Raw genomic sequence first — 14,944 nt, 5'->3', positions numbered from 1 at the left:
CTCCGTGAAAGCAAAAAGTGCAACCTGATCTGTGGGTTGCGAGGGCCGCCTTATACACAGGCTGGCACGACATCGCCAGTTGTAAATCCGTTTGGCAAGGCAAACCCTTGCGGGCAAAGCTGAATTCGCATTTGCTGGGGGGCGGCAGAGGCCGGCAAGACAGCTTCCACCATGGACGCGCCACGGGACGACGTTTTCATCGACGAGATCAACTTTCCCGGCGACCGACGGGTACGCGCTATCAGGCACCCTGTTCCTGCCGCGCGGGACCAAGCGGCATGCCGTGCTGATCAATTTGGCCAGCGCCGTGCCCCGCAAGATCTACAAGGGCTTTGCCTCCTATCTCGCCCATCGCGGCTGCGCTGTGCTCACTTACGACTATCGCGGCATCGGCGGCTCCCGGCAGCCGGCGATGGTCGGCGACTTCCACCCGAAATCGCTGGTCGGCTTCAAGGCCTCGATGTCGGACTGGGCGGCACTCGACGTCACCGCCGCGGTGCGCCGGATGCGGGAGCGCTACAATCCCCTGCCCCTCGCCTATGTCGGCCACTCCTATAGGCGCTCGGGCCCAAGGCGATCGGCCATTTCGGCTTCTTTCGCTCCGAGCATCGCGACACGCTGTGGCGCGGCGTAGCGGAATGGGTTCAGGCAGAGTGACGGTCAGGCCGACGCTGCGGGCAGCTTGACCAGGACCCGCAGTCCGGTGCGTCCGCTCTCCGCAACGTTTACGGCTTCAATCGATCCACCGAGCCGATCGATGATCCGCTTGACGATCGACAGGCCGAGCCCGACGCCATCGCCCTCGGGACGCTGGCCCCGGAAGAACGGCTCGAAGATCCGGCCGATGTCCTCCGGCGCAACACCCGGACCACTGTCCTCGATCCGGACGATCGCTGCCTCTCCATCGCGATAGACCCAGGCATCGATACGTCCGCCATGCGGGGTAAAGCGAAGCGCATTGTCGAGAAGATTGCGGGCCATGGCGGCGAGCATCACGGTTTCTCCGCGAACCATAGTCGCTTCGATGCGGGCAAAACCGAGATCGATGCCGCGCCTGGCGGCCTCGGGCAGAATATCGGCGACGATCTCTTTCACCGTAGCATCCAGGGCGACGGTCGGGATTGCCGTTCCATCCGCCGATCCGGCATCCTGTCTTGCAAGCGCCAACAATTGCTCCAGCAGATGCTTGGTCCGGCCGATGCCTTGTCGGAGCATCGCCACGCGATCGCGCGCACCTGAAGGCAGATCCACCGATCCAAGATTCTCCGCTTGCAGGCTCAGCGCGGTGATCGGGGTGCGCAACTCGTGTGCGGCGTCGGCCACGAACCGGCGTTGCTGGTCCATCAGGAGACGCATCCGCTGCAGCAATCCGTTGATCGAGACGATGAACGGATGCAGCTCGCTGGGCATCTGCCCGGCTGGCAGCGGCGTCATGTCATCGGCACGGCGTCCATCGAGATCATCAGCCAGACGAACCATCGGTCGCAACGAGCGCGCGATGACGATGGCAGTGACCAGCAGCAAACAGGGAACGAGCGCCGCGATCGGCAGCACCGTGCGGAAGGCCATGTCGCTTGCGATCTCGTCGCGGACGGAGGTGCTCTGTGCGACCGCGAACCTTGTGCCGTCAGGCCGGGTCCGCAGCAGCACGCGGATCGGCCGCCCTTTTCGGGTCGACAGCGCGAAGCCGTCCTTGAAGCTCCAGAGCCTGGCGTCGTGTTCCGACGCCTGATCGATCAGCCAGACCTCGGCATCCGCATCCACACCATGCAACTCCCGGCCGCCGGTGAGACTGCCTGACAGCACGAGGCCTGCGATCTGGATCAGGACGGAGTCCTGCATCTCGATCGCCTCGTCGAACGCCCAGCGATAGGCGAACAGGCCGCCGACGAGTCCCGTCAGCAGGATGATCGCAGTGAGACCGGCGAACAGACGGCCCCGCAAGGACCTGATCATGGCCGATCCACCATCCAGCCGACGCCACGCACGTTGCGGATCGCATCCGAGCCGAGCTTCTTGCGCACCGCATGGATCAGAAACTCGATCGCATTGCTCGCAACCTCCTCGTTCCAGCCGTAGAGCTGCCGCTCGAGCTCTCCGCGCGACAGGATCGTGCCGGGCCGGGCCAGCAGTGCCTGCAGCAGCGCGAACTCGCGCGCGGTGAGCACCGCGGATTTCGTCAGGTACGACGCCTCGCGGCTCGCGGGGTCCAGACGCAGCGCTCCATTGCCGAGCAATGCCGGCGCGCCGCTGGCCTCGCGGCGCGTGACGGCGCGCATCCGCGCCAGCAATTCGCGGATCTCGAACGGTTTGACGAGATAATCGTCGGCGCCGAGATCGAGCCCTTCGATCCTGTCGTCGAGGGCATCGCGCGCGGTCACGATGATGACCGGAATCTTGCGGCCGTCCGCGCGCAGCCGTCGCAGGATGTCGCGGCCATCCGTATTGGGCAAAGCAAGATCGAGCAGCAGCACCTCGTAGGATTCGCTTGCGGCCGCAAGCAGTGCGGTTTCGCCATCGCGAACCCAATCGACGGCGTAAGCGGCATCCTTCAGCGCCTGCTCGACGGCGGCGCCGACCATCCTGTCGTCCTCGATCAGCAACACCCGCAAAACCGGTCCTCAAGCTCTGCCGGACGGTCCGGCCGCCGCATCCTGTGCACCAACACTTAGCGCAGAGTTAGGAAGCGCCAGCAGGCCCAAATTGCGGCCGAGGCCGCATCGGCAGGAAATTTCTCATCCCTAAGTCGGGCCTAAGTCCTCCACGCGACGGTCCGGCATCGGTTCGACGGAGGGAGATTCGGGCATGTCGCGACATCAAGACCTTGGCGCAAGACGGCTGCTGAACAAGGTTCCGGAGGTCACCGCGATTTTCTGGGCCATCAAGATCCTTTCGACCACGGTCGGCGAGACCGGCGCCGATTATCTGGCGGTGCATGTCGGCCTCGGTGCCAGCCTCACCGCGATCAGCATGACCGGATTGCTGATTGCCGTGCTGCTGCTGCAGCTGAGCCGTCGCGCGTATGTGCCGTGGATCTACTGGCTCACCGTCGTCCTCGTCAGCATCGTCGGCACCCAGCTCACGGATCTCCTGACCGATAAGCTCGAGATCAGCCTCTACGTCAGCACCGCCGCGTTTGCCTGCGCGCTCGCCGCGACCTTTGCGATCTGGTACGCCGCCGAGCGCACGCTATCAATCCATGGCATCGTGACGACACGGCGCGAGTTGTTCTACTGGACCGCGATCCTGTTCACCTTCGCGCTGGGCACGGCGGCTGGCGACCTTGCAACAGAAGCGCTTGGCCTCGGCTTCCAGCTCGGCGTCGTCGCATTCGGCGCGCTGATCGTGGCGGTGGCCCTCTCCCATACGATCGGCGCCAATCCCGTCCTCACCTTCTGGCTCGCCTACATCCTGACCCGCCCGCTCGGCGCCTCGCTCGGCGATCTGCTGTCGCAGTCGCGCGAATACGGCGGCATCGGCCTCGGCACGATCCAGACCAGCATCGTCTTCCTGACCGCGATCGTCGGCCTCGTCGCCTGGGTGACGTTCGAATGCGACGGCACGCGTCGGGCCGGTCCGGCGCAGTAACCCCGATCACAGCTTCAACCCATCCTGCACGGACGCAGGAGCCACATCAGGAGAGAGCCATGAAACTCATCCCCGCCATCGCCGTTTGCCTTGTGACGACCATGTCCGGCGAACCAAACACGCACGCCAACCAGCATTTCGGCTTCATCCCGCTCGCCGAGGCCGCCACGGCCAGGCTCGGCGACCTCACGCCGTTCCGCAGCATCGCTGACGATGTCGCCGCGCTGGTCGACAAGGGCGACCTGCCCGGTGCCAGGACGAGGATCAAGGACCTCGAAACCAGATGGGACGAGGCCGAAGCCGGGTTGAAGCCGCGCGCAGCGGCCGACTGGCACACCGTGGACAAGGCGATCGACCGCGCGCTGGAGGCGCTCCGCGCCGGCACGCCGGACCCCGCAAAGTGCAAGCAGGCGATCAGCGATCTGCTCGCGATCATGGATAGCGTCACCAGGACGTGATGCGTCCACGCATCGTTACCGCGCCAGCCGCGAACGGAGATTCGCGGCTGGTGTTGCAAGGAGGACACCATGGCCACCAACACGAAGAGCATCCTCGGCGAGAGCAAGGTCCCCGAAGTCACGTTGGGCTTCTGGATCATCAAGATCGCCGCCACGACGTTGGGTGAAACCGGCGGCGACACCGTCACGATGACGCTGAACTGGGGCTACCTCGCGGGCACGTGCCTGTTCCTGGCAGCGCTGATCGTCCTGGTCGCCGCGCAGATCCGCGCGCAACGATTCCATCCCGCGCTGTATTGGGCAACCATCGTGGCCTCGACCACATTCGGCACCACGATGGCGGACTTCGCCGACCGCTCGCTCGGCATCGGCTATACCGGCGGCTCGACGCTGCTGCTCACCTGCCTCGTGCTGGTGCTCGGGCTCTGGTATCGCGCCGAGGGCACCATCTCGGTCAACAGCGTCAACACACCGCGAGTCGAAGCCTTCTATTGGGGCGCGATCACCTTCTCGCAGACGCTGGGCACCGCGCTTGGCGACTGGATCGCCGATACCGGCGATCTGGGCTATCGCGGCGGCGCGCTGATCTTCGCCGCGGGATTGGCCGTCATTGCGGCGCTCTATTTCTGGACCCGCGTCTCACGTGTCACGTTGTTCTGGGCGGCCTTCATCCTGACCCGGCCGCTTGGTGCGACCGTCGGTGATTTCCTCGACAAGCCACTCGATCATGGTGGGCTCGCGCTAAGCCGGCCGCTGGCTTCCGCCGTGATCGCCGCGTTCATGGTGGCCTGCCTGTTGCTGATCCCGCAGCGCGCGGGACAGCATCCGAGGAATGACCAGGCAACCGAGCGCGCCTAGCGGATGATCGTCGTCAGCGACGAGTAGCGCTTGTTCGGCCTGGCCTCGGCCGCCGAGAATTGCGCGAAGGCGTCGCTGACGCGCACCGCCGGCGGCGTATCGCCGGCGAAACGGAATTGCTGCGGCTTCGGCGCGTAGAAGCTGGCGCGGTAATAGGCGTCGTCGAAGCGCGGCTCGCCGACACCGAACAATGCGTCGCAGACGAACAGGAGTGCGTAGACTCCCGCGACCGCCACGACGATCTCCTTGAGAACTGACATGCTGATGCCTCGCCCTTTTGCGGTGAGGATGCACGCCGGTTCCAAAGCCGAGGTTTAAGGGGCCACGCTTCTTGTCCGCAGGGTTTGCCGGGCTTGAGCGGATTGCAGACAATTTTATCGATCGGGGAAAGAGAGCCCGCCTTGACAGGATCAACCGGGCTTCAGGATTGCCCGCTCGGGAGGTATCAAAACGGCCAAATTCATCCAGACGGCCTTGGGTCCATCGGCTGCGTCAGGACTTCGTCGCGTCCGATCAGAACACCGGCTCCTTCAGCGCCGCAATCACCTGCTCGCCCGGTGCCGTCAGGCGGTAGGTCACCAGCGGACGACTCGATGGCGGCTTGCGATCGGTCTCGACGATATAGCCGCGCACCATCAGCGCTTCGAAGCTGCCATAATAGCCATACATGCTGATTTCGTTCTGCCTGAGTACCTTGAACTCGCGCAGCAGGCGGATCTCGTTGCCTGACAGCAACGAGCGGCGGACGCGCTGCACGAAGCTCGCGCGCTGCTCGAACCAGGCCGCATCGGGCAGTTCGCGCGAAGACGGCATGCTGGCGCCGTCGCAGCGAGGCGCTTCGACACCGGCGCTCGCCACCGGCGACGACGGCGCGCTGCTGCCGACCGCCTCCTTGGCATCATCGAGCAACGCGATCGGCCAGCGTCGTTTGTTGTTCACCATGACCGGCGGCGGCACGACGTTGTCGCGCACCAATTGCTCGAAGCGGCCGGCGGTCACGCCGACATGAGCGGCCGCGCGGCGGCGGTCGACGAGACGGGCATCACGCCCGCGCTCCAGGTCGCACGCAATCCTCTCGTTCACCTCAATCCCCCACGCATCGTTTGCGGGCGCGCCGCCGCGCGGGCCGGAAGGGCCCGTCAGCCCGTGACACTAGGGTGAAACGCGCGTCCTCAAAAGGCAGAGAAATTCGTACATGTTGCTGCCGTTTCGGCAACAGCTATAGTGCCGGGAGGGTCCCATGCGCTTTCACTCACCGGCCATCCAGTACTTCCACGCCGTCCGTCGCACCGGCTCGATCCGCGCCGCAGCGCGCCTCCTGAACGTCGCCTCCTCGGCCGTCAGCCGCCAAATTCTCAAGCTTGAACAGGAAGTTGGCTCACCCCTATTCGAGCGGACGGCGCGCGGCCTGATCCTGACCACCGTTGGCGAGATGCTGGCGCGTCACGTCATGAACGTGCTGCAGGACCTCGATCGCTTCCGCTCCGACGTTGCGTCCCTGTCCGGCGCCTGGCACGGCAATGTCAGCATCGCCTGCATCGAGTCCCTCACCGAGTCCGTATTGCCGGATTTGATCGCCTCGCACCGCAGCCGGGCGCGTCGCGTCAGCTTCACCACCGAGGTGATGGGATCGTCCGACGTGCTCGAAGCCTTGCGCCGGGGCGAGGCCGATATCGGCATCGCCATTGCCCTCAAGCATCCACCAGACCTGCGGCAGGTCGCGTTGAAACGCTTCCGCCTCGGCGCCCTCGTTGCCCGCGAGCATTCGCTGGCGCGCCGCAGGACCGTGACGCTGGAGCAATGCCTCGCCTTTCCCGTCATCCAGGCGTTGCCGGAGCTGTCGATCTATCATCTGCTCCAGCCGCTGATCGCGCAGCTCTCGGAGACGCCGGAGCCTGCTATTCAAGTAAACTCGATCGACCTGATGCGCGAGCTGGCTGTGCGCGGCGTTGGCGTCGCCTTCCAGACCCAGCTCGGCATCGGCAGGCTGTCACGCGACGGGCAGCTCGTATTCCTGCCACTCGACAATGCCGGCAGCCCGTTATGGTCGGACCTCGGCATCTACGTCCGCGCTGAGCGCACGCTGCCCGCCTTCACGGAATCATTTCTCCAGGAACTGGTGCGCGAACTGGGCGAGCGCGAACGGCGGGAGAATTCGGCCTATCCGCCCATCGCCTGATCTGCGTGGTTCGCTCGGCGCTCAGGCGTGAGCGTTCTCCTTGCGATGCCCGTTATCGCCGAGGCGGTCCACCCAGGCGATGCCGATGGCCGAGATGATGAAGGTCAGATGGATCAGCACCTGCCACATCACGCCGGTCTCGGTGAAATTGCTCCTGACGGTGCCGAGATTGCCGGCCTCGATGAACGTCCTGAGCAACGAGATCGAGGAGATGCCGACGATCGCCATCGCGAGCTTGATCTTGAGCACGCTGGCATTGACGTGGCTCAACCATTCCGGCTCGTCCGGATGGCCGCGCAGGTTCAGCCGCGAGACGAAGGTCTCATAACCGCCGACGATCACCATCACCAGCAGGTTCGAGATCATGACCACGTCGATCAGGCCGAGCACGACCAGCATGATCTGCTGCTCGCTGGCGTCGAACGAGTGCGCCACCAGGTGCCAGAGCTCCTTCAGAAACAGCAGCACATAGACCGCCTGTGCGACGATGAGGCCGACATAGAGCGGCAATTGCAGCCATCGCGATCCGAAGATCAGGCGCGGAAACAGGCCGACCGGCGGTCTCGCCGAAGACGGTTGGGGTTCAGACGACATCGATCACTCCAGCAAACGAGGCGGGAAAACGAAGACAGATCTCAGAAACTTGCGATCACGGGCGCGAGCTCGAGCGAGCCGCGATAGATCATCTCGAAGGCGACGTAGACGACGATGGCAAGGCCGACATAGGCGATCCAGCGCTGCTTCTGAAGCACGCGGCCGAGCAGATCGGCGGCGATGCCCATCAGCGCAACCGACAGAACCAGACCGAAGACGAGGATATAAGGCTGCTCACGCGCCGCGCCCGCGACCGCAAGCACGTTGTCGAGCGACATCGATGCGTCTGCGGCAACGATCTGCAACGCGGCTTGCCTGAACGTCTTGCGCGGCGCGGCCACGCCGGTCGCCCCGCCAGCAAGGCTGGCCGCGAGCTCGTTCGCAAGCGTCGCCTGCTCACGCAGCTCGCGCCACATCTTCCAGCACACCCACAGCAACAGCACCCCGCCGGCGAGCAGCAGGCCGATCACTTGCAGAAGCTGGGCAGCGGCACCAGCAAAGGCGATGCGCAACGCGGTGGCCGCAACGATGCCGACGACGATGGCGCGGCGACGCTGCTCGGCCGGAAGGCCTGCGGCCGCGAGACCGATGACGACGGCGTTGTCGCCGGCGAGCACGAGGTCAATCACGATGACCTGGAGCAGCGCGGTCAGCGCCTCGGCGGTGATGAATTCGATCATGTTCGGTGATTTTTGGGAGCGGCAGGATCCAGCCAGTGCGGCTTGCGGCGCTCGATCCAGTCGAACACCTTCGCGCGAGCCCCACGCAGCGCCGGCACGTCCTCGGCGAGCAGCGCGAGACCAAGCGGCAGCATCCAGATGCCGAGCACCGGCAGGAAGGACAGCACGCCGCCGAGCACGAGCAGGACGCCCGACGGAATCCGGACCCAACGGCTGGACGGCTGCAGGAGATAGTCGACCGCGCCGGCAAGACGCGGCGGCAGCCGATGGACGAGCGCGGCAAGCCGCGGATCTCCACCAGCCGGCTGGCCGCTGTCGCCCTTGGATCTCGTCCTTTGCTCCTCCGAAGCTGTGCTCATGCTCACGCCTTGACGGCTACCGGACCGACCGGCTTCGCGCGCGGCAGCGCCAGCGTCAGCAGGCGCAACAGCTTGATCGCCTGTACCTCATGCGGATGCACGTCCTCGTCGGCGGCCGCAACGCGCTCCGAGAGCGCGATAAGATGGGATGACAGCGGCAGGTCCGAGACCGGCCGCAGCGTCTCGATCACCACATTGGCGAAATCAGGCTCTTCGAGCCGTTCGGCGAGCTCATCGAACATCGCAAACAGGCGATCGTCCTCGATATGCGGCGCCAATCCGCGCTCCCTGATGAAGCGGATCACCTCGTCGCGTTCGACCGGCGACACGCGCCGGTCGGACACGGCGACCAGCGCGCCTGCTATCACCAGCGCCGCCGCAGCCTGCTCGTCGAAGCTGCGCGGCTCGGTGATTTCGATCTCGATCGGGGTGGACGTGTTGGCGTCAGACATCGTTGCTCCTTTTCTTGCGACAGGGCCGCGCGGAGCTGCGATGGGACGATTGGGTCGGAGAGAACTCAAGAAGGCCCGACGATCGGCCGATCCATCGCATTCGCGCGGGACAGGTCATCCGACATCGCGAGGTTTTGCTGACACGGTCAGCGTCCTCGCCAGAGGGGCCCGGATTCTTGTTCGCTCCAAAAATAAGAGGAGGTCAGCCGGAATCAAGGCAACAGCCTGCGGCCAGCCGCCGCATCCGGTTCCGCGTGAGCGGATTCGTCAGGCAGCCGTGCACGTTTCATGCCCGACTGCATCAACACGGTCATTGCGAGCGGAGCGAAACAAACCAGCGTGCCCCCGCGGAAAGACTCTGGATTGCTTCGCTCCGCTCGCAACGACAGAGCGCGCGCCTTATCCCGCTCGCTCCACGAGATGTGCGCGCGACGGTGCCGGATCGAACCGGTCGCCGAAATATTGCGTTTCGTGCGCGACCAATCCGTCGCGAAATTCCATGATGCTGACAACGTAGGACGGCACGTCGTCATAAGTCAGCACGAACTCGCTCACCCAGAGCTCGCCGGCGCCGATGATCCGACGGACCGCGAAGCGCTTGGTGTTCGGCTGCACGAAGCGGCTCTGCTGAATGTTCCGGCGGCCGCGGATGCGCTCTCCGGACTGCGGATAGTCGAGCACGGCATCCTCGCCATAAATGTCATGCTCCGCCTCGAAATCATTCGCGTCCGACGCATCCCAATGGCGCTGCAGCGCCGTCAGTTTGGCTTGGTCGTCCATCTCAGTCTCCGCTCTTGAAGCCGACGCCCCAGGGAAAGAAGATATACATTCACGCCATATTCCGGCTATTGCCGTAACCGGAACGGAGAAACGCCATGTACATTCCTCCCGCCTTTAGGGACGACGACATCGAGAGCATCCGCGCGACGATCCGCGCGGCCCGCCTCGCGAGCCTCGTCACCGCCACCACCGACGGTCCGGTCGCCACACCCTTGCCGCTGTTCCTCGACGAGAGCGAAGGCGAGCAAGGTGTGCTGTACGGGCATGTCGCCAGGGCCAACCCGCAATGGAAGCTCCAGCCGATCGGCGATGCGCTGGCGATCTTCCCAGGGCCCGACGCCTATGTGACGCCGTCCTGGTACGCGACCAAGCAGGAAACCGAGAAGGTCGTGCCGACCTGGAATTACATCGCCGTGCACGCCTATGGCCCCGTGGAATTCTTTCAGGAGCACGAGCGTCTGCTTGAGGTGGTGACACGGCTGACCAACAGGCACGAAGGCGCTCGCGTAAAGCCGTGGTCGGTGAGTGATGCGCCCGCGGACTTCATCGCCGCGCAGCTGCGCGGGATCGTCGGCGTACGCATCCCCGTGGCGCGCTTCGAGGGCAAGCGCAAGATGAGCCAGAACCGGCCCGAGGCCGACCGCATCGGCGTCGCAGCTGGCCTTGCGGCAAGTGACGACGCTGGTGATCGCGAGGTCGCGCCGCTGATCCCGCTGCCGAGCTGAGCGGCTGGGGCGGAGCGGCGCCTCGATCGTTCAATGGGGCGGCCGCCCTTCGCGTCAAACCTTCGCCACCAGGCGTGGACGGAATACCGACTCGATCATCGGGGGAAGAGCCGCCAGCTTTCGCGCCGACCGGCGCCGCGGGATGGAGAAGCTGTTCACGAAGATCGGCTCGAAATCGCCCAGCGCGGTTCGCTCCTTCACGAGCAGGCTCATGACCGAGCGCATCTTGATGACTTCCTGCGCCACGAAGCTGCAATCCTCACCGCGGTTGATCTGCTCATGCATGATGGATTCGGCCTCGCGCATGCTGACGCGGAGTGCTCTGATGGTTCTGCGGAGTTCGTTGATGCGATTGTCCATAGCTGCCTCCCTCTCGGCCGCAGCATAAGAACAAAACATGAACAACATGTCAATCGGCAACTGCGCGCGCTCTGGCAGGGCTTGCCGACAAATTAGACAGAGCTTCACCGCTTCGGAATCGCAACGCCCGACCGGCGATCAGGGCCGACGAGCGACCTAACCTCCAGTGCAGCCACCGGATTTCCGCCTCCGCAGCGAGGCGCCAGGCTTGCTTGCTGCTGCGCAAACCAACTGGCCCAAAATTCGCAACGATGTTGCGAGCTGGCAATGGCGCAGAGCGGAGAACGTCATGAACGTGCATGCTGCGGGCGATCTCAAGACGCTCGGCCTCACCCATCCGAACGGCACGCCGCTCCGCCTCAACACGAAGGACTTCGTCGCGATCGATCGCAACAAGGACGCGAGGTTCGAGCCGACCTATCGCCCGCAAGCGCTCTATAACCGGGCCAATGAAGGCTTTCACGCCAATAATGAAACCTTCCTGCTCCACGAAGTTGCGACCAACCTGCCGATCTACCGGCCCGACACCGGACCGACCGACTTCCATCTGCATCTTCCGCCGGGCGGCTTTCAGCTGGTGCTGGTCACCTCGGGGGCCTTCACCTTCGACTATGACGGGCGGTTCTACAATGTCGGCCCGGGCGCCGTGATGCTGCAAAGCGCGATCGTGCATCGCCAGCTGTTCTACACCTGGTCGGGGCTGTCGACTGAAGAGAACCTCAAGACGCCGCAGACGGTGGTGCCGGATCCGATCTCGATGGGCTATTCGGGCAAATTCCTCGAAGCCTTCATCACCGATCCCACCAGCTTTCCCAATCCGACCATCGTGGGGCCCGGTCAGATCGACGAAGCCGAGACGCCGCGTGTGGCGTGGAGCCATCCGTTGCATGATCGGCCGGCCGATGCCGGCTTCTGGCTTCAGGATCCCCTGGCGCTGGATGCACTGTTCAAGCCGCTCAGCGACGGCTCCGTCAAATCCCTCATGCCGGTATACGTGCGCGATACCGGCATCGAGACACCGAGCGGCCACCTCGTCACCGGCCACATCATCGCAACCGATCCGCGCGGCCAGTCGCTGCTGCCGAAGAGCACATCGGCATCAATGGACGCCGCCGCGTTCGCCAAGGGCGAGGTCGTCATTTACCGCGTCATTCGCGGCTCGGCCGAGTTCAAGAACAAGGCCTCCGAGACGTTCGAGCTCGTCGCCGGCGATGTCGTCACCGCGGGCGACGGCTCGATCAGGCTCATCGCTGTCGGCGAGAACACGCAAGTGCTCCGGCTCGGTCTTCTCAACGGCATCGAGAACCTTCGCAGCTGGACGCCGACGCAGCGCGACGAGATCGACGGCCTCGCCGGTCAGATCATCACGCAGAAGGACGTTCGTCCCCTGCGCACCGAAGGCAAGCCGGTCGGATATCTCTACGCGTAGCCGCGAGTGCTGCAGCTTCTCCTCCCTTGCGGGTCTTGCCCGTCCGTAAATGGTGCTGGTAGTTCATAGCGATCGAGATGTGCCTGGAGCACCTGCTTCGCCCGTGAGCCCCGCCATCACCAGAACCTGCGGAAGCTGCACTGCCTGTTGCGACGGCTGGCTGCAGATCGAGGTGCGTGGACACAAGGTGCGCAAGGGACAGCCGTGCCCCTTCAGCGTCGCGCATCGATGTACGATCTATCCGGAGCGCCCGCAGCATCCCTGCCGCGAGTTCGTCTGCGGCTGGCTGGTTGCTTCCAGCCCGCTGCCGGATTGGATGCGGCCGGATCAATCCAGCATGATCATGCTGGCCGCCAATTTCTTCTGGCGCGGCCTCCCGGTCGACGTCGTCGTCCCGGTCGGCGAGCAGCCGAAGAAGAAGGCCATGGACTGGCTGATGCGGTTTTCCACCGAGAATAGAAGGCTGCTGGTCTACCAGATCGGCGACGAGTGGTTCGCCTTCGGACCGCCGGCGTTTCAGACCGACATCGCCAGCCGCCTCGAACGCGGCGAAACGCCGTGGGGCGATTGAAGTAAGCCGCGGAAATCATTCGCCCTTTCGGGATGCATTCGGTTCACCGCAATGCGGCAGATCGCCGCGCGACGTGCTTTGTCAGGAACAGTTGCCCTCCAGACACAGTTCGCGGCGAAAGCAAGCTCTAGCATACCAGCACGATTGTATATGGCATCTGGCATACATTACCTTCCCCTTTATCCCGGACCCATCTGAGAGTCCGCGGCGATAAAGGGGAACCAGATGAGGAAGGCCTTTTTGCTCGGCACAGGCTTTGCGGCCCTGTGTGCAACCACAATCAGCCAACCCTTGCGAGCTGCAACCATCGACGATGTCGTTGCCCGCCTCGATGCGCTCGAGCGCAGCAACGCCAAGCTCGCCAGGGAGAACGCGCAGCTCCGCGAACGCGTCAATCGCATCGGTGAGCCCAGGGCTGCGGCGACGGCGGTCGCGCCGGCTTCACCCAAGGGCAATCCCGTTCTGCATGCGGCGGTCGCCCCCTCACCGGCGCCGGCGGCGCCCGAGCACACCGTCGTCAGCATCGGCGGCGCTCCGCTCTACAGCAAGGCGCCCGGATCCAATCCCTTCATCGACAACACCACCGTGACGCTCTACGGCCATGTCGATCTATCCGGCGACGTCTTCAATCCCGGCGTCTACGACCAGGGCACGAAGTTCGGCGTCTCCAGCAACCTCACCTATTTCGGCGTGAGGGCGCGGCACAATCTCGATCCCTACGGCTATCCCGGCTGGGCCGCCGTCGCGCAATTCGAATCGCTCGTCGAGGTCGCAGCCGTTCCGACCGAACGCGCGGCGTTCGGCACGCGCGACAGCTTCCTCGGCATGGAGAGCCCGTGGGGCACGATCAAGGCCGGCAAGGCGGACACGCCCTACAAGAAGGCCACAGCGAAGTTCGATCCGTTCTCGGCCACGCTCGGCGACTACAACTCGATCATGGGCAACACCGGCGGCGATCTGCGCGCAGAGTTCGATTGGCGCGCGGGGCACGCGGTCTGGTATGAATCGCCTGTCTGGAACGGCTTCCAGGCCTCGCTCATGGTCTCGCCGGGCCAGAACACCGCCAAGGACAACAGCGACTACGCGCTCGGCGATTTCAACTGCCCGTCCACGTCGTCGCGCGGCAGCGGCTCGGGCTTCCCGGCCACATCGGCGCCGGAGGGCTGTACCGATGGCTCCTACGGCAATCTTTACAGCGCATCGCTGACCTACAACCAGGCCGGGTTCACGGGCATCGCCGCTTACGAATTCCACGAAGGAACCAACCGGACCGGCGACGAGGCGGTGACGGCGCTGAGCAACGGCAGCGTTCTCACCGTGCCGGCGGGTGCGGTCGGCATCGCCAACGAATGGGCCGCGAAGGTCGGCGCGGGCTACAAGTTCAACGACGTGATCGGCAGCCTGCAGCTCTATGGCATCTACGAGGTGATGCGCCGCGAGCATACGGTCGCCGCCTTCAACGAGCGTTCGCGCGACGGCTACTTCCTGAGCGCGACCCAATCGGTCGAGAAGTGGGACGTCAGCGCATCCTGGGCTCATGCCAACGCCTCGCCGGGCTCGCCGGGCACCGGCGTCCTCAACGCCTATCCCACCCCGGGGGTCGCGGTTTCGGCGCCGGCGGGTGCCGCCGACTTCGCGCTCAACACGGTGGACTCCAGCGCAGACCAGTACGCGATCGGCGTGAAGTACCATTTCAGCCCGTTCGTGAGCTGGTACATGGTCGGCAGTTATCTGCGCAACGGGCCGGGCGCGCATTACTGCCTCGGCGCCAGCGGACATGGCTACGCCGTCTGCGGACGAGATGCCAACAACAACGTCATTGCCGGCAACAAGGCCGAAGCGGTCACGACAGGCATGACGTTCGACTTCTGACGAAGAAGACAGCGGGGAGCCGGTCGCGGCTCCCCGTCA

18 protein-coding genes and 1 pseudogene are annotated in these 14,944 nt (G+C 64.6%); 9 read left to right on the top strand and 10 right to left on the bottom strand.

Annotated elements, in window-relative coordinates; genetic code table 11:
• Positions 1-171: 171 nt before the first annotated feature.
• Positions 172-556: pseudogene (locus ACVW16_RS32345) on the top strand (serine aminopeptidase domain-containing protein); the annotation flags it as partial.
• Positions 557-660: 104 nt separating this feature from the next.
• Here the strand turns inward: ACVW16_RS32345 and ACVW16_RS32340 are convergent.
• The gene (locus tag ACVW16_RS32340) at positions 661-1,956 is read right to left on the bottom strand and encodes an ATP-binding protein (protein WP_456734807.1); all 1,296 of its coding nucleotides are present in this window, start codon (positions 1,954-1,956) and stop codon (positions 661-663) included.
• A complete protein-coding gene (locus ACVW16_RS32335; RefSeq protein WP_456703020.1) occupies positions 1,953-2,612 on the bottom strand; it encodes a response regulator in 660 nt (219 codons plus the stop codon). Before ACVW16_RS32335 ends, ACVW16_RS32340 begins: the two co-directional genes overlap by 4 nt.
• A 193-nt stretch (positions 2,613-2,805) precedes the next feature.
• On the opposite strand from ACVW16_RS32335, the gene ACVW16_RS32330 reads away from it, so the two are divergent.
• From ACVW16_RS32330 to ACVW16_RS32320, 3 genes are all read left to right on the top strand, one after another.
• Positions 2,806-3,588 carry a COG4705 family protein gene (locus ACVW16_RS32330; protein ID WP_456734806.1) on the top strand — a complete coding sequence of 261 codons (783 nt, stop codon included), beginning with the start codon at positions 2,806-2,808 and terminating at the stop codon, positions 3,586-3,588.
• Between the two features lie 59 nt (positions 3,589-3,647).
• Positions 3,648-4,046 carry a hypothetical protein gene (locus ACVW16_RS32325; protein WP_456703018.1) on the top strand — a complete coding sequence of 133 codons (399 nt, stop codon included), beginning with the start codon at positions 3,648-3,650 and terminating at the stop codon, positions 4,044-4,046.
• A gap of 69 nt (positions 4,047-4,115) precedes the next feature.
• Positions 4,116-4,904 carry a COG4705 family protein gene (locus ACVW16_RS32320; protein WP_456734805.1) on the top strand — a complete coding sequence of 263 codons (789 nt, stop codon included), beginning with the start codon at positions 4,116-4,118 and terminating at the stop codon, positions 4,902-4,904.
• Here the strand turns inward: ACVW16_RS32320 and ACVW16_RS32315 are convergent.
• Both ACVW16_RS32315 and ACVW16_RS32310 read right to left on the bottom strand, forming a co-directional pair.
• Positions 4,901-5,164, bottom strand: coding sequence for a hypothetical protein (locus tag ACVW16_RS32315; protein WP_456703016.1), 264 nt, complete (start codon positions 5,162-5,164; stop codon positions 4,901-4,903). The two genes, ACVW16_RS32320 and ACVW16_RS32315, sit on opposite strands and share 4 nt — an antisense overlap.
• A gap of 253 nt (positions 5,165-5,417) precedes the next feature.
• Entirely contained in the window at positions 5,418-5,987 is a 570-nt protein-coding gene (locus ACVW16_RS32310) for a hypothetical protein (RefSeq protein ID WP_456734804.1), read from the bottom strand.
• 157 nt (positions 5,988-6,144) lie between these two features.
• Between ACVW16_RS32310 and ACVW16_RS32305 the strand changes: the two genes are divergently transcribed.
• On the top strand, positions 6,145-7,083 hold the full coding sequence (locus tag ACVW16_RS32305) for a LysR family transcriptional regulator (RefSeq protein WP_456703014.1): 939 nt from the start codon (positions 6,145-6,147) through the stop codon (positions 7,081-7,083).
• A gap of 21 nt (positions 7,084-7,104) precedes the next feature.
• On the opposite strand, the gene ACVW16_RS32300 is transcribed toward ACVW16_RS32305, so the two are convergent.
• The 5 genes from ACVW16_RS32300 to ACVW16_RS32280 form a co-directional block, all read right to left on the bottom strand.
• Positions 7,105-7,677 carry a TIGR00645 family protein gene (locus ACVW16_RS32300; protein ID WP_456703013.1) on the bottom strand — a complete coding sequence of 191 codons (573 nt, stop codon included), beginning with the start codon at positions 7,675-7,677 and terminating at the stop codon, positions 7,105-7,107.
• A gap of 41 nt (positions 7,678-7,718) precedes the next feature.
• Positions 7,719-8,357: a TerC family protein gene (locus ACVW16_RS32295; protein WP_456734803.1), complete on the bottom strand. Its 639-nt coding sequence runs from the start codon at positions 8,355-8,357 to the stop codon at positions 7,719-7,721.
• The gene (locus ACVW16_RS32290; RefSeq protein ID WP_456703011.1) at positions 8,354-8,716 is read right to left on the bottom strand and encodes a hypothetical protein; all 363 of its coding nucleotides are present in this window, start codon (positions 8,714-8,716) and stop codon (positions 8,354-8,356) included. The genes ACVW16_RS32295 and ACVW16_RS32290 overlap by 4 nt, the downstream gene beginning before the upstream one ends.
• Before the next feature lie 2 nt (positions 8,717-8,718).
• Positions 8,719-9,168 (bottom strand): TerB family tellurite resistance protein, encoded by a 450-nt coding sequence (locus tag ACVW16_RS32285; RefSeq protein WP_456734802.1) that lies wholly within the window; start codon positions 9,166-9,168, stop codon positions 8,719-8,721.
• A gap of 399 nt (positions 9,169-9,567) precedes the next feature.
• Positions 9,568-9,948, bottom strand: a complete 381-nt coding sequence (locus ACVW16_RS32280) for a nuclear transport factor 2 family protein (RefSeq protein ID WP_456703009.1) — start codon at positions 9,946-9,948, stop codon at positions 9,568-9,570.
• 95 nt (positions 9,949-10,043) lie between these two features.
• On the opposite strand from ACVW16_RS32280, the gene ACVW16_RS32275 reads away from it, so the two are divergent.
• Positions 10,044-10,673, top strand: a complete 630-nt coding sequence (locus ACVW16_RS32275) for an FMN-binding negative transcriptional regulator (protein WP_456703008.1) — start codon at positions 10,044-10,046, stop codon at positions 10,671-10,673.
• 54 nt (positions 10,674-10,727) lie between these two features.
• Here ACVW16_RS32275 and ACVW16_RS32270 read toward each other — a convergent pair whose 3' ends face one another.
• On the bottom strand, positions 10,728-10,979 hold the full coding sequence (locus ACVW16_RS32270; RefSeq protein ID WP_456738516.1) for a hypothetical protein: 252 nt from the start codon (positions 10,977-10,979) through the stop codon (positions 10,728-10,730).
• Positions 10,980-11,322: 343 nt separating this feature from the next.
• Here ACVW16_RS32270 and ACVW16_RS32265 point away from each other — a divergent pair, with 343 nt between their 5' ends.
• From ACVW16_RS32265 to ACVW16_RS32255, 3 genes are all read left to right on the top strand, one after another.
• Positions 11,323-12,462 carry a hypothetical protein gene (locus tag ACVW16_RS32265; RefSeq protein WP_456734801.1) on the top strand — a complete coding sequence of 380 codons (1,140 nt, stop codon included), beginning with the start codon at positions 11,323-11,325 and terminating at the stop codon, positions 12,460-12,462.
• A 172-nt stretch (positions 12,463-12,634) separates the two neighbouring features.
• Positions 12,635-13,033, top strand: a complete 399-nt coding sequence (locus ACVW16_RS32260; RefSeq protein WP_456734800.1) for a hypothetical protein — start codon at positions 12,635-12,637, stop codon at positions 13,031-13,033.
• Between the two features lie 225 nt (positions 13,034-13,258).
• Entirely contained in the window at positions 13,259-14,905 is a 1,647-nt protein-coding gene (locus ACVW16_RS32255) for a porin (protein ID WP_456734799.1), read from the top strand.
• The last annotated feature ends 39 nt before the right edge of the window (positions 14,906-14,944 follow it).

It is taken from the genome of Bradyrhizobium sp. USDA 4474 (assembly GCF_054057515.1).
Note: the sequence above shows the minus strand (reverse complement) of the source record. Positions and strands in the feature narration are given on the sequence as shown.

Excerpts from the sequence above, each read along its gene's own strand:
- ACVW16_RS32325 (WP_456703018.1), top strand. The coding sequence starts at position 3,648 with ATGAAACTCATCCCCGCCATCGCCGTTTGCCTTGTGACGACCATGTCC.
- ACVW16_RS32265 (WP_456734801.1), top strand. The coding sequence starts at position 11,323 with ATGAACGTGCATGCTGCGGGCGATCTCAAGACGCTCGGCCTCACCCAT.
- ACVW16_RS32320 (WP_456734805.1), top strand. The coding sequence starts at position 4,116 with ATGGCCACCAACACGAAGAGCATCCTCGGCGAGAGCAAGGTCCCCGAA.
- ACVW16_RS32295 (WP_456734803.1), bottom strand. The coding sequence starts at position 8,357 with ATGATCGAATTCATCACCGCCGAGGCGCTGACCGCGCTGCTCCAGGTC.
- ACVW16_RS32285 (WP_456734802.1), bottom strand. The coding sequence starts at position 9,168 with ATGTCTGACGCCAACACGTCCACCCCGATCGAGATCGAAATCACCGAG.
- ACVW16_RS32290 (WP_456703011.1), bottom strand. The coding sequence starts at position 8,716 with ATGAGCACAGCTTCGGAGGAGCAAAGGACGAGATCCAAGGGCGACAGC.
- ACVW16_RS32280 (WP_456703009.1), bottom strand. The coding sequence starts at position 9,948 with ATGGACGACCAAGCCAAACTGACGGCGCTGCAGCGCCATTGGGATGCG.
- ACVW16_RS32315 (WP_456703016.1), bottom strand. The coding sequence starts at position 5,164 with ATGTCAGTTCTCAAGGAGATCGTCGTGGCGGTCGCGGGAGTCTACGCA.
- ACVW16_RS32270 (WP_456738516.1), bottom strand. The coding sequence starts at position 10,979 with ATGCGCGAGGCCGAATCCATCATGCATGAGCAGATCAACCGCGGTGAG.
- ACVW16_RS32340 (WP_456734807.1), bottom strand. The coding sequence starts at position 1,956 with ATGATCAGGTCCTTGCGGGGCCGTCTGTTCGCCGGTCTCACTGCGATC.
- ACVW16_RS32330 (WP_456734806.1), top strand. The coding sequence starts at position 2,806 with ATGTCGCGACATCAAGACCTTGGCGCAAGACGGCTGCTGAACAAGGTT.
- ACVW16_RS32305 (WP_456703014.1), top strand. The coding sequence starts at position 6,145 with ATGCGCTTTCACTCACCGGCCATCCAGTACTTCCACGCCGTCCGTCGC.
- ACVW16_RS32275 (WP_456703008.1), top strand. The coding sequence starts at position 10,044 with ATGTACATTCCTCCCGCCTTTAGGGACGACGACATCGAGAGCATCCGC.
- ACVW16_RS32255 (WP_456734799.1), top strand. The coding sequence starts at position 13,259 with ATGAGGAAGGCCTTTTTGCTCGGCACAGGCTTTGCGGCCCTGTGTGCA.
- ACVW16_RS32300 (WP_456703013.1), bottom strand. The coding sequence starts at position 7,677 with ATGTCGTCTGAACCCCAACCGTCTTCGGCGAGACCGCCGGTCGGCCTG.